30 protein-coding genes and 1 pseudogene are annotated in these 16,143 nt (G+C 45.5%); 9 read left to right on the top strand and 22 right to left on the bottom strand.

The window, feature by feature from the left end; translation table 11 throughout:
* Positions 1-72: 72 nt before the first annotated feature.
* Entirely contained in the window at positions 73-387 is a 315-nt protein-coding gene (gene fliE / locus BEA93_RS07360) for a flagellar hook-basal body complex protein FliE (protein WP_105224397.1), read from the top strand.
* A gap of 17 nt (positions 388-404) precedes the next feature.
* On the opposite strand, the gene BEA93_RS07365 is transcribed toward fliE, so the two are convergent.
* The 19 genes from BEA93_RS07365 to BEA93_RS07450 form a co-directional block, all read right to left on the bottom strand.
* Complete coding sequence (locus BEA93_RS07365; RefSeq protein ID WP_105224398.1) at positions 405-1,709, bottom strand: tyrosine-type recombinase/integrase; 1,305 nt, start codon at positions 1,707-1,709, stop codon at positions 405-407.
* Positions 1,710-1,754: 45 nt separating this feature from the next.
* Positions 1,755-2,000, bottom strand: a complete 246-nt coding sequence (locus BEA93_RS07370; RefSeq protein ID WP_000005726.1) for an excisionase family protein — start codon at positions 1,998-2,000, stop codon at positions 1,755-1,757.
* Positions 2,001-2,075: 75 nt separating this feature from the next.
* Positions 2,076-2,420: a hypothetical protein gene (locus tag BEA93_RS07375; RefSeq protein ID WP_105224399.1), complete on the bottom strand. Its 345-nt coding sequence runs from the start codon at positions 2,418-2,420 to the stop codon at positions 2,076-2,078.
* A 72-nt stretch (positions 2,421-2,492) separates the two neighbouring features.
* The gene (locus BEA93_RS07380; RefSeq protein ID WP_105224400.1) at positions 2,493-2,777 is read right to left on the bottom strand and encodes an ASCH domain-containing protein; all 285 of its coding nucleotides are present in this window, start codon (positions 2,775-2,777) and stop codon (positions 2,493-2,495) included.
* On the bottom strand, positions 2,770-3,528 hold the full coding sequence (locus tag BEA93_RS07385) for a DUF551 domain-containing protein (RefSeq protein ID WP_105224401.1): 759 nt from the start codon (positions 3,526-3,528) through the stop codon (positions 2,770-2,772). The genes BEA93_RS07380 and BEA93_RS07385 overlap by 8 nt, the downstream gene beginning before the upstream one ends.
* Positions 3,529-3,531: 3 nt before the next feature.
* Positions 3,532-3,972, bottom strand: coding sequence for a hypothetical protein (locus BEA93_RS07390; RefSeq protein ID WP_105224402.1), 441 nt, complete (start codon positions 3,970-3,972; stop codon positions 3,532-3,534).
* Position 3,973: 1 nt separating this feature from the next.
* On the bottom strand, positions 3,974-4,192 hold the full coding sequence (locus BEA93_RS07395; protein ID WP_040073347.1) for a DUF4014 family protein: 219 nt from the start codon (positions 4,190-4,192) through the stop codon (positions 3,974-3,976).
* Positions 4,193-4,378: 186 nt separating this feature from the next.
* Positions 4,379-4,504, bottom strand: a complete 126-nt coding sequence (locus BEA93_RS25620) for an ead/Ea22-like family protein (protein WP_236942045.1) — start codon at positions 4,502-4,504, stop codon at positions 4,379-4,381.
* Positions 4,501-4,710: a hypothetical protein gene (locus BEA93_RS07405; RefSeq protein WP_105224477.1), complete on the bottom strand. Its 210-nt coding sequence runs from the start codon at positions 4,708-4,710 to the stop codon at positions 4,501-4,503. Before BEA93_RS07405 ends, BEA93_RS25620 begins: the two co-directional genes overlap by 4 nt.
* 11 nt (positions 4,711-4,721) lie before the next feature.
* Positions 4,722-4,889 (bottom strand): DUF2737 family protein, encoded by a 168-nt coding sequence (locus BEA93_RS07410; protein WP_105224404.1) that lies wholly within the window; start codon positions 4,887-4,889, stop codon positions 4,722-4,724.
* 10 nt (positions 4,890-4,899) lie between these two features.
* Entirely contained in the window at positions 4,900-5,196 is a 297-nt protein-coding gene (locus tag BEA93_RS07415) for a phage anti-RecBCD protein (RefSeq protein ID WP_001515397.1), read from the bottom strand.
* 23 nt (positions 5,197-5,219) lie between these two features.
* Positions 5,220-5,807 carry a hypothetical protein gene (locus BEA93_RS07420; RefSeq protein WP_000073097.1) on the bottom strand — a complete coding sequence of 196 codons (588 nt, stop codon included), beginning with the start codon at positions 5,805-5,807 and terminating at the stop codon, positions 5,220-5,222.
* Positions 5,804-6,484 (bottom strand): AAA family ATPase, encoded by a 681-nt coding sequence (locus BEA93_RS07425; protein ID WP_000536248.1) that lies wholly within the window; start codon positions 6,482-6,484, stop codon positions 5,804-5,806. Before BEA93_RS07425 ends, BEA93_RS07420 begins: the two co-directional genes overlap by 4 nt.
* An 8-nt stretch (positions 6,485-6,492) precedes the next feature.
* Positions 6,493-6,681, bottom strand: a complete 189-nt coding sequence (locus tag BEA93_RS07430) for a hypothetical protein (RefSeq protein ID WP_000613343.1) — start codon at positions 6,679-6,681, stop codon at positions 6,493-6,495.
* A complete protein-coding gene (gene kil / locus BEA93_RS25000; RefSeq protein ID WP_015674621.1) occupies positions 6,678-6,791 on the bottom strand; it encodes a host cell division inhibitory peptide Kil in 114 nt (37 codons plus the stop codon). Before kil ends, BEA93_RS07430 begins: the two co-directional genes overlap by 4 nt.
* Entirely contained in the window at positions 6,784-6,924 is a 141-nt protein-coding gene (locus BEA93_RS25005; RefSeq protein ID WP_001198858.1) for a protease FtsH-inhibitory lysogeny factor CIII, read from the bottom strand. Before BEA93_RS25005 ends, kil begins: the two co-directional genes overlap by 8 nt.
* A gap of 86 nt (positions 6,925-7,010) precedes the next feature.
* On the bottom strand, positions 7,011-7,244 hold the full coding sequence (locus BEA93_RS07440) for a hypothetical protein (RefSeq protein ID WP_105224405.1): 234 nt from the start codon (positions 7,242-7,244) through the stop codon (positions 7,011-7,013).
* Positions 7,245-7,292: 48 nt separating this feature from the next.
* A complete protein-coding gene (locus BEA93_RS07445) occupies positions 7,293-7,763 on the bottom strand; it encodes a hypothetical protein (RefSeq protein ID WP_000167595.1) in 471 nt (156 codons plus the stop codon).
* 78 nt (positions 7,764-7,841) lie between these two features.
* Positions 7,842-8,291, bottom strand: a complete 450-nt coding sequence (locus BEA93_RS07450) for a hypothetical protein (protein WP_105224406.1) — start codon at positions 8,289-8,291, stop codon at positions 7,842-7,844.
* A gap of 145 nt (positions 8,292-8,436) precedes the next feature.
* On the opposite strand from BEA93_RS07450, the gene BEA93_RS07455 reads away from it, so the two are divergent.
* Complete coding sequence (locus BEA93_RS07455; RefSeq protein WP_072249019.1) at positions 8,437-8,976, top strand: super-infection exclusion protein B; 540 nt, start codon at positions 8,437-8,439, stop codon at positions 8,974-8,976.
* Between the two features lie 21 nt (positions 8,977-8,997).
* Here BEA93_RS07455 and BEA93_RS25625 read toward each other — a convergent pair.
* The 3 genes and pseudogenes from BEA93_RS25625 to BEA93_RS07470 all read right to left on the bottom strand — a co-directional run.
* A pseudogene (locus BEA93_RS25625) lies at positions 8,998-9,144 on the bottom strand (transcriptional antitermination N peptide); the annotation flags it as partial.
* A 571-nt stretch (positions 9,145-9,715) separates the two neighbouring features.
* The gene (locus BEA93_RS07465; RefSeq protein ID WP_172954566.1) at positions 9,716-10,720 is read right to left on the bottom strand and encodes an SDH family Clp fold serine proteinase; all 1,005 of its coding nucleotides are present in this window, start codon (positions 10,718-10,720) and stop codon (positions 9,716-9,718) included.
* A gap of 143 nt (positions 10,721-10,863) precedes the next feature.
* The gene (locus BEA93_RS07470) at positions 10,864-11,571 is read right to left on the bottom strand and encodes an XRE family transcriptional regulator (RefSeq protein WP_000846395.1); all 708 of its coding nucleotides are present in this window, start codon (positions 11,569-11,571) and stop codon (positions 10,864-10,866) included.
* A 111-nt stretch (positions 11,572-11,682) separates the two neighbouring features.
* Here BEA93_RS07470 and BEA93_RS07475 point away from each other — a divergent pair, with 111 nt between their 5' ends.
* The 7 genes from BEA93_RS07475 (at position 11,683) to BEA93_RS07505 (ending at position 16,143) form a co-directional block, all read left to right on the top strand.
* Complete coding sequence (locus BEA93_RS07475) at positions 11,683-11,907, top strand: transcriptional regulator (RefSeq protein ID WP_001054987.1); 225 nt, start codon at positions 11,683-11,685, stop codon at positions 11,905-11,907.
* Positions 11,908-12,004: 97 nt separating this feature from the next.
* The gene (locus BEA93_RS07480) at positions 12,005-12,301 is read left to right on the top strand and encodes a CII family transcriptional regulator (protein ID WP_105224407.1); all 297 of its coding nucleotides are present in this window, start codon (positions 12,005-12,007) and stop codon (positions 12,299-12,301) included.
* A 162-nt stretch (positions 12,302-12,463) separates the two neighbouring features.
* Positions 12,464-13,195 (top strand): helix-turn-helix domain-containing protein, encoded by a 732-nt coding sequence (locus tag BEA93_RS07485; protein WP_053905147.1) that lies wholly within the window; start codon positions 12,464-12,466, stop codon positions 13,193-13,195.
* A gap of 110 nt (positions 13,196-13,305) precedes the next feature.
* Positions 13,306-15,186, top strand: coding sequence for a toprim domain-containing protein (locus BEA93_RS07490; RefSeq protein WP_105224408.1), 1,881 nt, complete (start codon positions 13,306-13,308; stop codon positions 15,184-15,186).
* On the top strand, positions 15,187-15,456 hold the full coding sequence (locus BEA93_RS07495) for a hypothetical protein (protein ID WP_001036029.1): 270 nt from the start codon (positions 15,187-15,189) through the stop codon (positions 15,454-15,456).
* 73 nt (positions 15,457-15,529) lie between these two features.
* Positions 15,530-15,970 carry a recombination protein NinB gene (locus tag BEA93_RS07500; protein WP_000736903.1) on the top strand — a complete coding sequence of 147 codons (441 nt, stop codon included), beginning with the start codon at positions 15,530-15,532 and terminating at the stop codon, positions 15,968-15,970.
* On the top strand, positions 15,967-16,143 hold the full coding sequence (locus BEA93_RS07505; RefSeq protein ID WP_001254220.1) for a NinE family protein: 177 nt from the start codon (positions 15,967-15,969) through the stop codon (positions 16,141-16,143). Before BEA93_RS07500 ends, BEA93_RS07505 begins: the two co-directional genes overlap by 4 nt.

Here is a 16,143-nt window from a genome sequence, read left to right on the forward strand (position 1 = left end):
TCTCTATTTAGCGCCTTTATCTTATTGACTTACTGGTAGGCTCTGCTACCAAGAATTGTCCGGGAGATGAATATGTCAGCGATACAGGGGATTGAAGGGGTTATCAGCCAGTTACAGGCCACGGTGATGAGTGCGCGTGCGCAGGGGACTCTGCCGCAACCGACCATCAGTTTTGCCGGACAGCTTCATGCTGCGCTCGATCGCATTAGCGATACGCAAACCACCGCCCGCACACAGGCAGAAAAATTTACCCTCGGTGAACCCGGCGTAGCGCTAAACGATGTGATGACCGAGATGCAAAAAGCGTCGGTTTCGATGCAAATGGGGATTCAGGTGCGTAATAAGCTGGTGGCGGCGTATCAGGAAGTGATGTCCATGCAGGTGTAGGTTTTGTAACCTGTTGACTATGCTTGTTTAATTACATCCGATCCCACAGCGTGGGGCATGGATGGGGCAAACTCACTCAATTTCTGGTTTAAAATTGATACTTGATCCTGATTGTTTTCTGCCATCCACGATCCGTAAACGCGATAAACCATCTGAGCATCAGAGTGTCCCATTTGCTTCGCGATGAAGTTAGGGTTAGCTCCAGCGGTCAAAGACCAACATGCATAAGTGTGCCTGGACTGATATGCTTTGCGGTAGCGAATCCCGGCGCGTCGCATTGCAGTTTCCCATGACTGATTAATCGACCCAACTGCATAATGGTGCCCGGCAAGGCCATTACGCGTAACGATTTGCGGATTGAAGACAAAAGTGCACGGATGCATTTCAGTTCGACCATACTCACGAAGTTTCACTTCAACCTGATACTGCTTACCAAGCCGTGTCATTTCAGCCTGATTCTTAAGCACGTCTATTGCTGGTTGAATTAGGTTGATAACACGGTTTGTTCCCGCTTCGGTTTTAGGAAGAGTGAACTCTTTCGTTAATGTGTGGTTTCTTCTGATCGTCATTGTCCCTGCCTTCAGGTCTATATCTTCCCATGCCAGAGAAACCAACTCCCCGTGGCGAACTCCCGTATAAACAGCTAGTGACCACATATTTTTTAACTGCTGATGCTTAAATGCGTTAATCAACCTGACAAACTCATCACGGGTTAACGGATCAGGTTCCGTTCGTGATCTCTTCAGTTGCGAAATGGCTGCGAACGGATTTTCTTTGATGTATCCGCTGTCGGCTGCGAACTGAAACATCCCCGCCATGGTGTTCATGTAGTTATTAACTGTCGGCACGGAACGTCCCTTAATGGGTGTTTTTTGCCCTCGTTTCAGAACATGATATCCGGTCAGCAAATCCTTTCGTATGAACAGCAGTTCTTCCTGAGTCACAGCAGATGCAAGTCTGTTGCCTCCGATTCGGGGAACCATATTTCTTACAATGGAGCTGTAACGCCCCATCGCATTGGTACTGATTTCCAGCTTTTTCAGATCCAGCCATTTCTCAGCCAGGTCTGCGACGGTAATTTCCTTACTTTCCGCACCAAATTTTCTCAGGTTGGGAGAGTTCGGAAACTGAGCGGCATAGTCGAAATTACCCGTCTTAATGGAAAAACAAACAGACGCTCGTAGCTCGCCAGCTATTTTCCTGTTTTTTGGTGTATCCGGCACACCGAGACTTTCCCGTACTCGTGTGCCTTTATACATAAACCATATGCGGAGTGATCCGCCATGGTTCTCAACGCCTGTTGGGTATGCTGTCTTAGCCATTGTTCCCTCCTGACGCCCAAGAGCGTATTAAGCATAAACGGTTCTTCATCGACGCGCACCAGGCTGTTTTTTTGACATACTTTCAACCCACTGGTCGATAGCCTTGCGGTTATACATGCATTCGCTGTTTTCTTTTGGAATACCGTCCGGTGCAACATGGAGATATTCACGACCGACAAGCCAGGATTGTTTACGTGCTCTCTCAATGGTTCCTGGGCGTAAACCTGTAATTTCGATCAGTTTTTGCTCTGTTACCCAGTCATTGGGCACAATTAAGTTAACTTCGCTCATTGTTTTCTCCGGTGCTGGAATGAAAGGGGGGGTGTTAACATGCCTCATTGGGTTTGAGGCTGTGTGATTCCATGGTTAGTCCTTGCGTAGCTCGCTGATTCTTCTGTAAGTCTCTGGCGCTTTGTTTCCGTGTATCTTCATTTCAGACTTCAACAGAGTAACGAGGGAATCCCATTCGTTGAGGATGCCTTTGAATGCCGGAACGCGCTTTGCAACCTTGTCGAATGAATTTCTGATTTCTGGAATCTGCTCGACAAGTGCAACGCATCGCCGGAAGTCGGCTGCGTCATGTGGAGCGCCGAAGTGATGACCATAGATATTCTTTTTCAGTCCACATGCGATTGAGGCAAGAGTTGCGCTACTGATGCCGACATCGCCAGTCGTTTGCCATTTCAAAATCTTCATAGCCAAATCTGACATTTCTTGTCTCCATAAAACAAAACTCGCCGTAGCGAGTTCAGATAAAAGAAATCCCCGCGAGTGCGAGGATTGTTATTCATTGCCGATATTCACCTTTATCGCGAACACCTTTACCGGTTTATCACCGAAGTGTGGATGTGTGATTGTCTTCACTTCATATCCGTTATACGGGACGTCAATTCTGCGACTGGAGTCGTCGCGCTTCGGATATCCCTTTGTGATAATCAGGCGGTCATATTCCCGGAACATGATTCGCTTATTCCAGTAGTCATTACACAGGCGATACTCTTCCGTTTTCTCTCCACGAATTATGGCATCGAAGTATTCACCTTTAACGGCTAGTTGCAGGTTAGCCACGGTTAACCTCCTGCGGAGGTTCCGGTAGCGGCATCCAATTGATTACATCGCATTCAGGGATGCTGATATCATCACCAAGCCACCCTTGACCTTCAGACCAGCATTGCACGTAATACCCGTATTTTGTGTTCACTACGCACCACTGCGCGTCGTTCGGCGTCCGCTCACTACAGCTTATCCAACCATCCGGAGTTACCGGAGAGTTGCCCGATAGCGCATTACGCAATCGCTCCAGCTTCACGTATTCCTGAACCCTGTTTCCGTCGCATGCCTGAAGCCATTGCGCAGCCTTTTGCGCATCAGTGTGAAAGGCACAAGTGCGACCGTCATCAAATTGCATTTCGTAGAGGTCAGCAACTTGTTCAAACTGCGTGTGTTGTGACTTGTAAGTTTGGCTTACAGGTTCGGCACCATGAAGCATGGCTGCGCGGCAGGCGTTCCAGCCTTCATCAAAGCCGACTATGCCATTATTTAAAGACGGACGAGCATCTGGCACCACCGGCACTGGCTTGGCTATATATAGCGGCTGAACATACCAGCCCTTTGATAACCAACTGTCAGCAATGTTTTTACTCCTCGTTATTGCCGGAATACCTAAGCCATTGTCTGAATGCAGCCATGCCACCGGTTCTGCTGCCAGCGAAGCCATGGCGATTTCATAAGCCCGACACTCAATATCATCCCGCACATCAAGGTGATTAATACGCCCCAGCATTTCGCCAAACAGCTCGTCGTTAGTTAAAGTGCTCATGTGTTAGTCCTTAGCCTGTATCTGCTTCTTAACCAGTTTGCGTAGATGTGCCACGGCCATTGAAAGAGTTTCCACCGCCTGTTTATCCAGGCGTGGGGACAGAGCCACCAGTTCGTTTATTGCAATCGCTATGCCCTGTGCCTGCACTGGCGGCGCTGCGTAAAGCGGTGTTATTTCTGCCCGAAAGTCACCTATTTCATGCAGTCGCACCCACCGTTCGACTTCTGCTTTGTCAGAATACAGAGCAGTGAACGTATTATATTCATTGTCAATTTGCGTGAAGGTTGCCTTCCACGCCACTGGCTCTGCTTCCAGCGATGCCAGTGCGATACGAAACACATTGGCAAGCAGGCTGTTTGACGATTGTTTATCGTGCGCCGCGTCGCTCAGGAAACCAGTGATGAATGATTTAATCTCCGCGTTTTCTCTGGTAATAGTGGTCATATCAGCTTTCCTTATATGGGTTGATTTTGTTGTGCAGTGTGTTGAACGACGCCCATACCACGTCGTTATACAATTCAATAACTGGCTCAATTATTTTTCCGATTGCCCAGACAAAAATTAGCGGGGATATCGGTATCATCAACACGATAAACAGAATGAGAAACAAAAATTCTGTCGCTCTACTTTTTCGCGGATATTCTTTTCTGAATAATGTTGGCACATCACTCTCCTTTAGTGCGCAAGTGGTTTTTCCAGCGGTTTTGTGCCGCGCTGGGCTTGTTGCAACAACTGTGACCCATCACCCCTAAAAACCCCGTCAACCTCAACCGTCTGTTACTAATCCTCAACCATCGCCAGACCCCAACACCGTTTCTGCGAGCTAACAGAATCTTTGCTTTACGGTTTTTCATCGTTTTGCTCTCCTGCGTTTCTTTGCTGCTCGTTTCGCCGCTGCAACGCCTGTACGGCGTTTCGGTGCCGGAATTGCACGTTCTGCCGCATCACGCAGTGCCTGATAGTCAATCTTGTTCACTCTTCATCCTCCAAGTCGGCAACGGCGTCCATCACATCAGAACCGCGAATAACCTCAAAAGCACGGCAGGCCATTTCAAACACCTGTTGTTCTTGCGGGTGAGGAGACTCCCAATATTTGAAGCCTGGGCGATGCGTGTACCCCATCATTGAATAAAAATCACCAGCAAGCTTAATCGCGGCATCGACAAGCTCTCTGTTAGTCATTCTTTTTCCGCTCACTGGTTGCCTCCTTTGCGCCACATCGCATTCAGATATTTGTTGTCATTAACAGAACCGAAACTCTTTCTCTTAAGAAATTCCTCTCTCGATGGCATTGGCTTTACGCGTTGGCGAATAATCATTTCTGCCGGAAGAATGCCGGGATTGTATGCAAGTCCTCTCATGGTAAATTCCTCAGTCATTACTGATAGCGCCATAGCGTGAGCGGTAATTACGCAGGCGCGGGTCGATATATTCAGGGAATTTGTCTATTGTCGCTTTTCGCAACGGTCTCATTGCTGTTTCGTTTGTTCGGTCCTTCTCATCTTTTAACGCGAGTTGTATATCGCGTCGGTACATCCGTTCTGCTTTTGTTTCTGGTGGCAGATCAATAAACGTGTCGAAAATGTTTTTGATATTTTCCAGCACCTCCGCCTTGGAGCTACCGGAGCAATTGCGCGGGTCATCCGCACCATACAGAGGCGCTGGCATAATGGGAGCCTTATTTTCAGTAATCAGAAAGGAGGGTAATCGTTCTGGCTGTAACCATAATCATCTGCATGATTATGGCTTACGTTTTTAGAGCGATTGTCTTTATCTTTGAGGCTGGCAACCATGTTGGCGATAGTTTCTGGTTGCTTGCCTTCCGCCTTTTCTTTAAGGGTTTGACCTGTTTGTGCAATAAACGGGATGCGTATTTCCATCTGGTAGCTGTCTGCGCCAGTCTTTTTGTTTGTGGTTAATACTTTCTGGAGCACTAACCCGATTTTCTTTCCATGAAATTCAGGTGCAACAAATTTACTGGCGGAAACCATATGTTGCGTTAATTGTCCAATCCCGGCACACCCCATCATAGCGTGAACGACATTTGCGCCAAATTTGTTTTCCGTGCCGTCATTTTTCTGAACACAAACGCTAAGATACTGGATTTTACGTCCGTCGTCGGATTCTCCAGAAAACTCAATAAATTTGGCTCCTTTTTCTGATTGCTTTAGTTCTGCTTCAGTAATGGTAATGATATGAGCGCCAGTTTCGTTAATAAAACCACCTTGCCCTGCGGTCAGTGCTGCTTCTTCGTTATAAGTAAAAATCACGTTGCTCATGCGGCGTTTTCCTTAATTTGATGAACATTATTGATGCCGTAGTAATCACAAACAGTGGCATCGACAAAAGAGAGATCGTTATCAATCTCATTGGAATCAAACATTCCCATTGGGGATTTAACAGTGTCTGCACCGTTGTTTTTTGTGGTGAAAAAGAACTGGTCATCACGGGTAAGGGTGCGAAGAACTATAGTAAACATGCCTTCGACAGTGATTTTCTCGTCCAGCATTTTGCCGATAGTTTTCATTTTCACGCGCCCCATAGGGGTTTCTTCGGTGTGCGCAAGAAAATAGACTCTCAGGTCATCAGGTGCATCCTGTGCAGCCTTAATCACCTCCCATGCGTGGCGGCCTATCTCAGTAAATTTATCAAACGATTTTTCTTCTGAGCGGCGCATAAACTCATTGCTCATCACATACTGGAAGTCATCAACAATAACGATTCTTTTCCCGTATTCGTGAGCACGCTTAATTACGGCAACTATTACGTCCCATTTGTCAGTGGTAACTACGGTTCCTTTTTTTGCACCGTAATCCCATGCAAGCCAATCTTTTGATTTAAATGGTAGCGGCTTGCCTATTGGTTTTATAAGAATTGCTTCCTCTGGATTGATATTTCTCATGCTGGTTGATTTTCCGGTGCCAGATTCACCGAGTATTAATGTCGCAGTTCCCATAATTTGCCTCAGAATGGTAATTCGGATGGGGCGGAAAGAAATTCGCGCTCATTCATGCGCTCTCTTTGCGCCTGCCATAAGCAAAGTTGTTTCTTTGATTTATCTCCCGCTTTACGCCAGTAACGAGCCTCAGCAATGTGATATTCTCTTTTTAATCGACTTAACTCTGGAGTTTTCGCCAGTTCTACCGGAATCATTTTGACCTCCATTTTCTGTAGGCTTCGACGGCCTCACGAAACATCTTTTCGTCGCCAATAAAAGCGGCGATAGTGAATTTAGTCTGGATAGCCATAAGTGTTTTATCCATTTTTGGGGACTCCTGGCTGATTAAGTATGTCGATAAGGCGTTTCCATCCGTCACGTAATTTACGGGTGATTCGTTCAAGTAAAGATTCGGAAGGGCAGCCAGCAACAGGCCACCCTGCAATGGCATATTGCATGGTGTGCTCCTTATTTATACATAACGAAAACGCCTCGAGTGAAGCGTTATTGGTATGCGGTAAAGCCGCCAACAGGCGGCTATTTGCTATTGATTCTTTTCAAGAACATCAATGATGTCGTCCGGGTTGTCTCCGTTGTCTTCACAAAATGCTTCGAATTCAGCCCATTTCGCGCTGATAAAATCAATTACTCTCATTAATTCGTATTCCATATTTTTCTCCAGACCAAAAGAATGCCGCTCATATAGAGCGGCAAGACTATCAAGGAATGATTTCCAATAATCAGAACAAGTCGGCTCCTGTTTGGTTACGAGCGACATTGCTCCGTGTATTCACTCGTTGGAATGAATACACAGTGCTTATTCGTACTAATAAAATACCCAATTTTCTGTTTCTTGGTTGTGTCCAAAGTTATATTCAATATCTGGTGTTGATGTATCAATATTCTTCATCCCATCAACAAGAGTTGATACAACAGCTAAATCTTGTTTGATTCTCATTAAATGGTATTTCTTCCGGCGCAATAAACTCTCAATGGCAAGTTTCTTCGTTGGGAATGCAAAAGATCTTTCTGCATTTTTTGCTACTTTCTTAATTGCATATCTATTTCTCCTTTGTTTCCATTCCTGTAACCACTGATTTGGTGCTGGTTTAAAATTAACAATCCAATGCGCAGGAACCAACCATGCATAATGCTCTGTCTGATGAAAAGCTATATATTGAAGTGCGAATATTTTTATCCCATCTTCTTCAACTGTCGCCTGGAATCTCCAGAAAACAGGCATTCCATCATGTTCAGTTTCTGATTCAGGAAAAGGTACGCTCCATGATTTTGTCATATCTCACCTCAAATAATTCAGTGCAGTATTTATTCTGTTATTTATGCCAAAAATAAAGGCCGACTATGCGGCCTGAAATTACTTAACCAATGATGCTGCATATTCGATAAGGTAAAGCTTTGGGGCTAGCCAAATTTTTAACCAAGTCATATTGGTTACTACACCAATAATAAAAATCCCCCACAGAGTCAAAACTCCAACCAATGGCACGATAAGAAGATTAATATCACCTTTGCTATCCCAAACCATTGTCGGCCTGTATTTGTGATTTCCTTTCTCCCATGAATATCCTTCATCACCGATTTTACCTGTCTCAACTCTTTGGCACTGCTTCTTCATAAACCAGAAAACTAGTGGGATTGTTAGAATGGCCATTAATGTTTTAATCAGACTGTCAACCATATTCCATAGCAGCAACTGATGAACAACATCAGGAATCTGTGCCTGGCTAAATGAAACAGCAGCATCTATTCCATTGCTGGCTTTTTGCAGTAGTTCTACGAGAATCTTGTTTGCTTGTTCTTCCATATATCACCTTAAATAGTGGATTGCGGTAGTAAAGATTGTGCCTGTCTTTTAACCACATCAGGCTCGGTGGTTCTCGTGTACCCCTACAGCGAGAAATCGGATAAACTCTATTCACCCCTACAGAGAGAATGATGGAGATTCACCGATGAGTAACTGGTGGCAGGAACTGTTACGCTTCTTCCTGCGTGGTCTTACGCTACAACAGTTAATTCATATGCTTATTATTTTAATTGCCTTGATAATAATTACCCCAGCATCAATTAAAGAGTGGGTAGATATAAGGAACCCCGAAATACTTCCAGATCACTGGATGTATTACGCAATGCTTTTGTGTATCAGTTATGTTCTGAACAGGGTGATGGAGTTTATATTTCTGGCATCTTCAGACAGATATAAAAAATATCTCAGTAAGAGAGATGAGGCTAAAGTAATTGTGGAGACTGAGCGCCTGTTCAATTCTCTGAGTATTCAGGAAAAAGAGGTTTTAGCATTTGCTGTTATGGCAAATAACAAAATCGTACTTAAGCACGGCGATCCGGTCGCTTTATCTCTTATGAGAAAAGGCCTTCTCCATCGCTCAGGTGTGACTTACAGCGCGTCAGGTAAAGAGAAATTTGTTATACCTGACGTCTGGTTCTATGAGTGTTATATGCGCTTTGCTGGTAAAGCTGATGAGCTAATTTAGTTCCTCGACGGCGGGGGATCGTCACCTCGCCGTCAGTTGTTTTGATTTCCGGTAGCCTGCCGCGTAAATGGCTACGTTTGGCAGGCAGCACGAACCACATTCAACCTTCTTCCTATTCGCTCCTGCTAGCGAAACCACCATTGAAACACGGTCAATATTTTTACGTTTTGCTGTCGCCTCTTTGTGCTTACGAGCGCGTTCGAGTTTGCGAATCTCTCTTGCTTTCACTGGATACCTCCGATGATTGACTTTGGTGATTTGATGTCAGGTGTCGATCTCCTGATTGCGGCTACCCATCCTGCCCCAAAGGCAGGTGCTCACCGCTAAGCGTTAGTGCATCGACCTGCGCATTCATCAAATCCCAAAGCCAACCTCTCTTTGGTGGGGACGAATCATCCCCATTCCATCAATGTTAAAGAGCCTGCCAATCTGTTCCGTTTGGCTTCCTGCGTCCTGCTGATGGCTTAAAGATAACTTAGGTTATAGGCGTGGTCAATAACTTAGTTTATATTTTGTGGTAAATAAGTTATAAGTAATGGATAACAAAGGTATTTTATTTTTGTAAATGTTGAGGATGAAGGTGATGGGCAGGGATCAGAATTGCACTGTTTAGCAAGTTGTATCTATTAGTTTTCCAATAAATACAAATGGTTATGTGTTGTTGGGAAGGGGGATCGAGAGGCAAAGAAAACCCGACGCTAAGGCCGGGGTGTGAGGGATTAATTACAGAGCAAAGAGATCACGCATTAGGTTGCTGTTCATCTGGTTGTTGAATTGATACGGCTCCAGTTCTTTTTTGATCTCGTTCAGGTGCTGTTCCGCTTTTCTTGCCAGATTGCGACTTTCTTGGATCTGGCTTTCCAACATTTTGTTGAGAATTTCCATCTCCGGTTGCAGATTCTTCGGCATTAGTATTGTCCTCTTTATCTTGTGTAGTAAGAGGGAAATCCATCACCCTTGGTTTTCCAAACGTTGGGATTTCACCACTATGAATCTTATCACAGAAAAAATTATCGAGTATTTCTGTTATACCTTTAGGACATTCAACACACTTGAAAAGTTCCTTGGCTTCTTTTCTGTCGATAACAAATCCATGTGAAGGATACGAAGCGATGAGTTTGCTTAACGCCCCTTCTTTTAGACTACTTGGCTTGTCTGCTAACCGTTGACCATAAGTGATAGCAATGCTCATCGCACGCTGATGCTCACCAAGTTTTATTGGATCTATCTGAGCAGCCATGGGGGCTATCAATGCCTCTGTAAGTCTGGTTGCGATGTCAGCAGATATTTTAGTGCTTATCTGGTTTTCGTATTTTATCTGAACAAGGTATGAGTTAAACGCTGAAATAGAGCGCTCCTTCAGTGCATCGAGAGCTGTCATAATGGCTAAACCAGAGCTCATCTCACCTATTTCATCGTTTTTTTTCAGTTGGATATCTAATGGCCCGAGCTCACCCATGTCACCAATAACAAGTTTATTCGCAGCTATGGCTATTAGTGTACCAGCACTTTTGCACGGCCCAACAACTAAAAGTGTTACCGTTTCATAATAGTGCTGGAGAGCCCTACCTATACGATAACCAGCATTAGGATCACCGCCATAAGTAGCAACACAGAAGATAACATTCTCTTTTAATCCATGTTGTGACTTACGCTTCTTGATTTTATTGGTTAGATCAAGATAACCATCACGATGAATATCGCCTATATACACATAAACATCATTATTTTCAATAGTATTCATTCGTTAAACTCCCTGTTGTGGTTACGATGAATGTATTCATGTTGAGGATAAGACATAGTGGTTTGTCATCATCGCTAATCTGGCGCAATTGACTTTTCATAAATCACAATTGGAATCACCCAAACGTCTCTTCAGGCCACTGGCTACCAGCTATGTGATGACCAGAATACTCTGCCAATAATCCTTACTGTTTCATGAAACTCATCTCTATCCATTACTTCATCAGGGTACTCTTCGCGATTTATTGATCTGATTATCACGGATGTAGGTGTGGCTATTAATGTCTTTACTCTTAGTAAATCAGATTGACAAATAGCGTAGGTTTTACCATCTCTGATGGTGGTGTCTTGCGTGTTGACTCCAACAACATCACCATCGTGAAGGGTTGGCTCCATGCTTTGGCCTATCACCCTAACCAGCTTGGCAGAGCTTTCAGATACCCCCATCTTTTTCAGATAGTACTTTCTGAAAACCAAAGAGAACTCAGATGATTCCTCTAACTCACAGCTACCACTCCCGGCGGAAAGAGAAACATTAAGAAGAGGCAATGCGACAAACTCGTCATCGTTTCTTTTTATGTCTTCCCATACCACCGCTTTTAACGATGACTCACGCACATTCGATGGCTCTTCATGTGCACCATCCCTCATTTCACCAATACCTGAGCTAAGCCATTCAGGGCGTACTTTTAAAGCATTGGCTAATTCAACCATCTTGCGAGATCCGTTTGTTTTACCGGATGACATCTTCTGTATGGCTGGCTGAGATATTCCAACCATGTCAGCAAGCTGTGATTGCGACACACCTGCTGAGCTCATGGCTGCATTTAGTCTTTCTGCGAATGTTTTCATACCCACAAATCTATAACTACGGTTATCCAAAGTAAAATAATAAAGGTTATTGCTATTTTTTATAACTTGAGTTATCTTTGGTTATAAGTAATGACCACAAGAGGTATGCTCATGAATTTAGTAATTCAACGAGCCTTGAAAATTGTCGGTAGCCAAAAGCGCCTTGCCGACAAGTGTGGTGTAACGCAGCCAGCAGTACACAAATGGCTGAAAGGCGGGTTGGTCTCTCCAGAGAAAGTTACCGCCATCGTTAACGCCACTGGAGGGCAGATCAAGGCTTACGAAATTCGCCCCGATTTGCCACACCTGTTTCCAAAACCGAATCAGGCAGCATAAGTAACACCGCTCTTTAAACAATCAGGTCGGGGATGATTCGTCCCCACAAAAAACGCATCAACAGATGCGTAATATTCACTATTGGAAATCATAAGAAATGGAACAAACAAGTTACAGCAAACTATCACAGCGTGACGTTGATCGCGCAGAAACAGATTTACTCATCAACCTGTCAACGCTTACACAGCGCGGTCTGGCAAAGATGATTGGCTGTCATGAATCAAAGATAAGCAGAACGGACTGGAGATTTATTGCTTCGGTCTTGTGTGCTTTCGGAATGGCATCAGACATCAGTCCGATTAGTAGGGCTTTTAAGTATGCGCTTGATGGAATCACCAATAAAAAACGCCCGGCGGCAACCGAGCGTTCTGATCAAATACAAATGGAATTTTAATAACATCCAACGAGGTAATTATATGCGAAAAACGCAGGAAAATAAACGCGTTAATCACCGAAAAGATGTGCTACGTGACCAGTTTTATCAGGGGGTTAATCCAGCAATAGCTGTGCCACTGAGAGAAATACTTAACAGGTACAAAACTTCGGAGAAGTCAAAATGAGCATGAATCTTATGGCTAAGGCCATGAATATAAAGGTTGGCAACCCACTGAGAAAACTGGTTCTGATTAAACTTGCCGATAACGCCAATGATAATGGCGAATGCTGGCCTTCATATCAACATGTCGCTGACCAGTGTGAGGTGAGCAGATCGACAGTAAAAAGTCACATTAGGGCACTGGAAGAGATGGGGCTTTTGAAAAGGGAATTCAGAAGAAAAGGAGAGCTTAACCAGTCAAACGTTTTTTATCTGACGCTGGATAATGCACAACAAATCCAACCAGAATCAGGTGGGGCAGGAGCTGCCCCCAGAACCTATCACTCTTTTGAACCAGTCAATGAACCTAAAAACATTATGTTCGAACATGTCCGAACAGAGTGTGAAAAAACTCCTGACCGTCACGAAGAAACCGACAAGGCATTCGAGGAAATATTCTGGTGTGCAGGCATGCGGAAAGCCGGGAAGAAAAACGCAGCTTCAGCATTCAGAACACAGTTCAGGGAATGGCGTAAAACTACCAGGGGGACGGCAAGCGAGTTTGCCACGATGCTGGCAGAAGACATTGCGTGCAGGCTCGGTAAGCAGTTCGGGTTCGACAGGTTGTTACCATCGAGCTACCTGAACGGTCAACGCTGGAACGACGAGAAGCCAGAAACTATTCAACCACAATCCAAACCATCATCCGCAATCACCGTATCGAAAACTGGCTACGTGTTTTTCGACAGGTGAACCATGAAATCCAGAATCAAATCGTTACTTATCGCTGGCTATAACCATGGCTGGCTTAGTTCTGCATTCGTTGAGTTCTGGTTTAACCGTCTCGATCTGAGGTCAGCGTAATGACTCCAAGTGAACTGAGCGACCTGCTTTGGGCGCAGGTTGACAGGGTGGCTCCGCACCTGTTGCCAAACGGCAAGAAAGAGGGGCATGAGTGGGTTGCCGGTAACGTCAACGGTGACAAGGGAAACAGCCTTAAGGTCAACATTAGCGGCAAGAAAAAATGGGCTGATTTCGCTGAGGGAGACGGCGGTGACATGCTTGATTTGTGGATGGCATGTCGTGGAATTAACCTGCATCAGGCTATGCAGGAAGCGAAAGCATTTCTCGGTATCAAGGATGACGATCACCATTTCGATGCCAAACGTGAGAAAAAATTCTCCAGACCTGACCGCAAGAAAATCGCCCGCTACGTTACCAGAACAGAATCCCATCTTGAGTACCTGCAATCGCGTGGCATATCGCCAGAAATCGTAAAGCGCTACGAGGTTGTCAGCGGCAAGGTGTGGAATGGAGAGCGGGAACTGGATGCTCTGGTGCTTCCGTACAAACGCGATGGTGAGTTGTTGCAGGTCAAGCGAATCAGCACTGAGCGCCCGGACGGGAAGAAAGTCATTATGGCAGAAGGTGATTGCGAACCTTGTCTGTTCGGATGGCAGGCTCTGGACGCTGGCGTGAGGGCGGTTGTACTTTGCGAAGGCGAAATTGATTGTATGAGCTATGCGCAATACGGCATCTCGGCGTTATCCGTGCCGTTTGGTGGCGGGAAAGGCGCTAAGCAGCAGTGGATTGAGTTTGAGTATCACAATCTCGACAGGTTTGAGGAAATATTCATCTCGATGGACGTTGATGATGTTGGTCGTGAAGCCGCAAGGGAAATCGCAAGCCGACTCGGTGAACATCGTTGCCGTCTTGTTACACTGCCGTACAAAGACATCAACGAATGCCTGATGAACGGTGTTACCGAGGATGAAATCTGGCAGTACATCGGCACGGCATCCTACTTCGACCCCGAAGAACTCTACAGCGCGCGAGAGTTTTACCAGGACACTATCAACGCTTTCTACGGCAAGCAGCAGTATCTGTTTAATCCACCGTGGAAATCTCTGGCAGATAAATTCCAGTTCCGTGAGGCAGAGTTGACGCTGGTCAATGGTGTGAACGGTCACGGAAAAACGGAGGTTGTCGGGCATATGGCACTTGAGGCAATGCGTCAGGGTGTGAAGACGTGCATCGCGTCACTTGAGCTGAAGCCTGGTATTCTCCTTAAGCGCCTTACCCGTCAGGCGACGTGCTGCAAGATGCCGCCAGTGCTGGAAATTGACTCTGCATTTAAATTTTATGACGAAAGACTTTGGGTGTTTGGCCTGACCGGAACGGCGAAAGCCGACAGGCTGATCGAAATATTCGACTACGCTCGCCGCCGATACGGTATCCAGTTATTCATCATCGACAGCCTGATGAAATGTGGCATAGGCGACGATGACTATAACGGGCAGAAAGCGTTTGTTGACTCGATTTGCGACTTCAAAAACAAAACAAACTCCCACGTCATTCTCGTTACTCACTCGCGAAAAGGAGACAGCGAAGAAAAACCAACCGGGAAAATGGACGTAAAAGGCTCTGGAGCGATAACAGACCTGACAGACAACCTTTTCATCATCTGGCGTAACAAGGCTCGTGAGAGAGCGTTACAGAGAGTTCAGAGTGGTGAAAAGATGTCAGAGAAGGACGAACAGCTACTGGCATCTCCGGCATCTGTTTTGATGCTTGAAAAACAACGTAACGGCGAAGGTTGGGAAGGTGGTGTCCCGTTGTTCCTTGACGAGCAATCGCACCAGTTCCTGCAACTTGAATCAGGATCGCCATATAGCTACATCGCCAATATGCCGAAATCGGAATATGACGAGGCGTGGCGACAGGAAAACGTGACGGAGTATTAAATGAATAAAAAACAATTAGCCATTCTCGAAAAGGCATGGGATGCACAAATATCATGCGCTTTGAAAGAACAGGCACTACCAATAATCCAGACCAAATCGAAAATAGCCAGGCAGTTATGCGATGACGGATTCCTGAACGAAGTTGAGATTACGCGCCAGATGGTAACGTTTAAAGGGTATGAGATAAATCATCATGGTATAGCAGCGTATTGTTCCCATCTTCCTGATGACGTTGACATTGATGAAATGGAAAGGGAGATGAAGCAATGACCATCTACATCACTGAGCTAATAACAGGCCTGCTGGTAATCGCAGGCCTTTTTATTTGGGGGAGAGGGAAGTCATGAAAAAACTAACCTTTGAAATTCGATCCCCAGCACATCAGCAAAACGCTATTCACGCAGTACAGCAAATTCTTCCAGACCCAACCAAACCAATCGTAGTAACCATTCAGGAACGCAACCGCAGCTTAGACCAGAATCGAAAGCTTTGGGCTTGCCTTGGTGACGTCTCTCGTCAGGTTGAATGGCATGGTCGCTGGCTGGATGCAGAAAGCTGGAAGTGTGTGTTTACCGCAGCATTAAAGCAGCAGGACGTTGTTCCTAACCTTGCCGGGAATGGCTTTGTGGTAATAGGCCAGTCAACCAGCAGGATGCGTGTAGGCGAATTTGCGGAGCTATTAGAGCTTATACAGGCATTCGGTACAGAGCGTGGCGTTAAGTGGTCAGACGAAGCGAGACTGGCTCTGGAGTGGAAAGCAAGATGGGGAGACAGGGCGGCATGAGGCGACAGCGACGAAGTTTCACCGACATCATCTGCGAAAACTGCAAATACCTTCCAACGAAACGCTCCAGAAATAAACGCAAGCCAATCCCAAAAGAATCTGACGTAAAAACCTTCAACTACACGGCTCACCTGTGGGATATCCGGTGGCTAAGACATCGTGCGAGGAAATGA

The sequence above is a fragment of the Escherichia sp. MOD1-EC5950 genome, from assembly GCF_002965345.1.
Classification (GTDB): domain Bacteria; phylum Pseudomonadota; class Gammaproteobacteria; order Enterobacterales; family Enterobacteriaceae; genus Escherichia; species Escherichia marmotae.

Bases quoted from the DNA above. Each gene is read 5' to 3' on its own strand.
- fliE (WP_105224397.1), top strand. From the start codon at position 73: ATGTCAGCGATACAGGGGATTGAAGGGGTTATCAGCCAGTTACAGGCC.
- BEA93_RS07365 (WP_105224398.1), bottom strand. From the start codon at position 1,709: ATGGCTAAGACAGCATACCCAACAGGCGTTGAGAACCATGGCGGATCA.
- BEA93_RS07370 (WP_000005726.1), bottom strand. From the start codon at position 2,000: ATGAGCGAAGTTAACTTAATTGTGCCCAATGACTGGGTAACAGAGCAA.
- BEA93_RS07375 (WP_105224399.1), bottom strand. From the start codon at position 2,420: ATGTCAGATTTGGCTATGAAGATTTTGAAATGGCAAACGACTGGCGAT.
- BEA93_RS07385 (WP_105224401.1), bottom strand. From the start codon at position 3,528: ATGAGCACTTTAACTAACGACGAGCTGTTTGGCGAAATGCTGGGGCGT.
- BEA93_RS07390 (WP_105224402.1), bottom strand. From the start codon at position 3,972: ATGACCACTATTACCAGAGAAAACGCGGAGATTAAATCATTCATCACT.
- BEA93_RS07405 (WP_105224477.1), bottom strand. From the start codon at position 4,710: ATGACTAACAGAGAGCTTGTCGATGCCGCGATTAAGCTTGCTGGTGAT.
- BEA93_RS07410 (WP_105224404.1), bottom strand. From the start codon at position 4,889: ATGAGAGGACTTGCATACAATCCCGGCATTCTTCCGGCAGAAATGATT.
- BEA93_RS07415 (WP_001515397.1), bottom strand. From the start codon at position 5,196: ATGCCAGCGCCTCTGTATGGTGCGGATGACCCGCGCAATTGCTCCGGT.
- BEA93_RS07420 (WP_000073097.1), bottom strand. From the start codon at position 5,807: ATGAGCAACGTGATTTTTACTTATAACGAAGAAGCAGCACTGACCGCA.
- BEA93_RS07425 (WP_000536248.1), bottom strand. From the start codon at position 6,484: ATGGGAACTGCGACATTAATACTCGGTGAATCTGGCACCGGAAAATCA.
- BEA93_RS07430 (WP_000613343.1), bottom strand. From the start codon at position 6,681: ATGATTCCGGTAGAACTGGCGAAAACTCCAGAGTTAAGTCGATTAAAA.
- kil (WP_015674621.1), bottom strand. From the start codon at position 6,791: ATGGATAAAACACTTATGGCTATCCAGACTAAATTCACTATCGCCGCT.
- BEA93_RS25005 (WP_001198858.1), bottom strand. From the start codon at position 6,924: ATGCAATATGCCATTGCAGGGTGGCCTGTTGCTGGCTGCCCTTCCGAA.
- BEA93_RS07440 (WP_105224405.1), bottom strand. From the start codon at position 7,244: ATGTCGCTCGTAACCAAACAGGAGCCGACTTGTTCTGATTATTGGAAA.
- BEA93_RS07445 (WP_000167595.1), bottom strand. From the start codon at position 7,763: ATGACAAAATCATGGAGCGTACCTTTTCCTGAATCAGAAACTGAACAT.
- BEA93_RS07450 (WP_105224406.1), bottom strand. From the start codon at position 8,291: ATGGAAGAACAAGCAAACAAGATTCTCGTAGAACTACTGCAAAAAGCC.
- BEA93_RS07455 (WP_072249019.1), top strand. From the start codon at position 8,437: ATGAGTAACTGGTGGCAGGAACTGTTACGCTTCTTCCTGCGTGGTCTT.
- BEA93_RS07465 (WP_172954566.1), bottom strand. From the start codon at position 10,720: ATGAATACTATTGAAAATAATGATGTTTATGTGTATATAGGCGATATT.
- BEA93_RS07470 (WP_000846395.1), bottom strand. From the start codon at position 11,571: ATGAAAACATTCGCAGAAAGACTAAATGCAGCCATGAGCTCAGCAGGT.
- BEA93_RS07475 (WP_001054987.1), top strand. From the start codon at position 11,683: ATGAATTTAGTAATTCAACGAGCCTTGAAAATTGTCGGTAGCCAAAAG.
- BEA93_RS07480 (WP_105224407.1), top strand. From the start codon at position 12,005: ATGGAACAAACAAGTTACAGCAAACTATCACAGCGTGACGTTGATCGC.
- BEA93_RS07485 (WP_053905147.1), top strand. From the start codon at position 12,464: ATGAGCATGAATCTTATGGCTAAGGCCATGAATATAAAGGTTGGCAAC.
- BEA93_RS07490 (WP_105224408.1), top strand. From the start codon at position 13,306: ATGACTCCAAGTGAACTGAGCGACCTGCTTTGGGCGCAGGTTGACAGG.
- BEA93_RS07495 (WP_001036029.1), top strand. From the start codon at position 15,187: ATGAATAAAAAACAATTAGCCATTCTCGAAAAGGCATGGGATGCACAA.
- BEA93_RS07500 (WP_000736903.1), top strand. From the start codon at position 15,530: ATGAAAAAACTAACCTTTGAAATTCGATCCCCAGCACATCAGCAAAAC.
- BEA93_RS07505 (WP_001254220.1), top strand. From the start codon at position 15,967: ATGAGGCGACAGCGACGAAGTTTCACCGACATCATCTGCGAAAACTGC.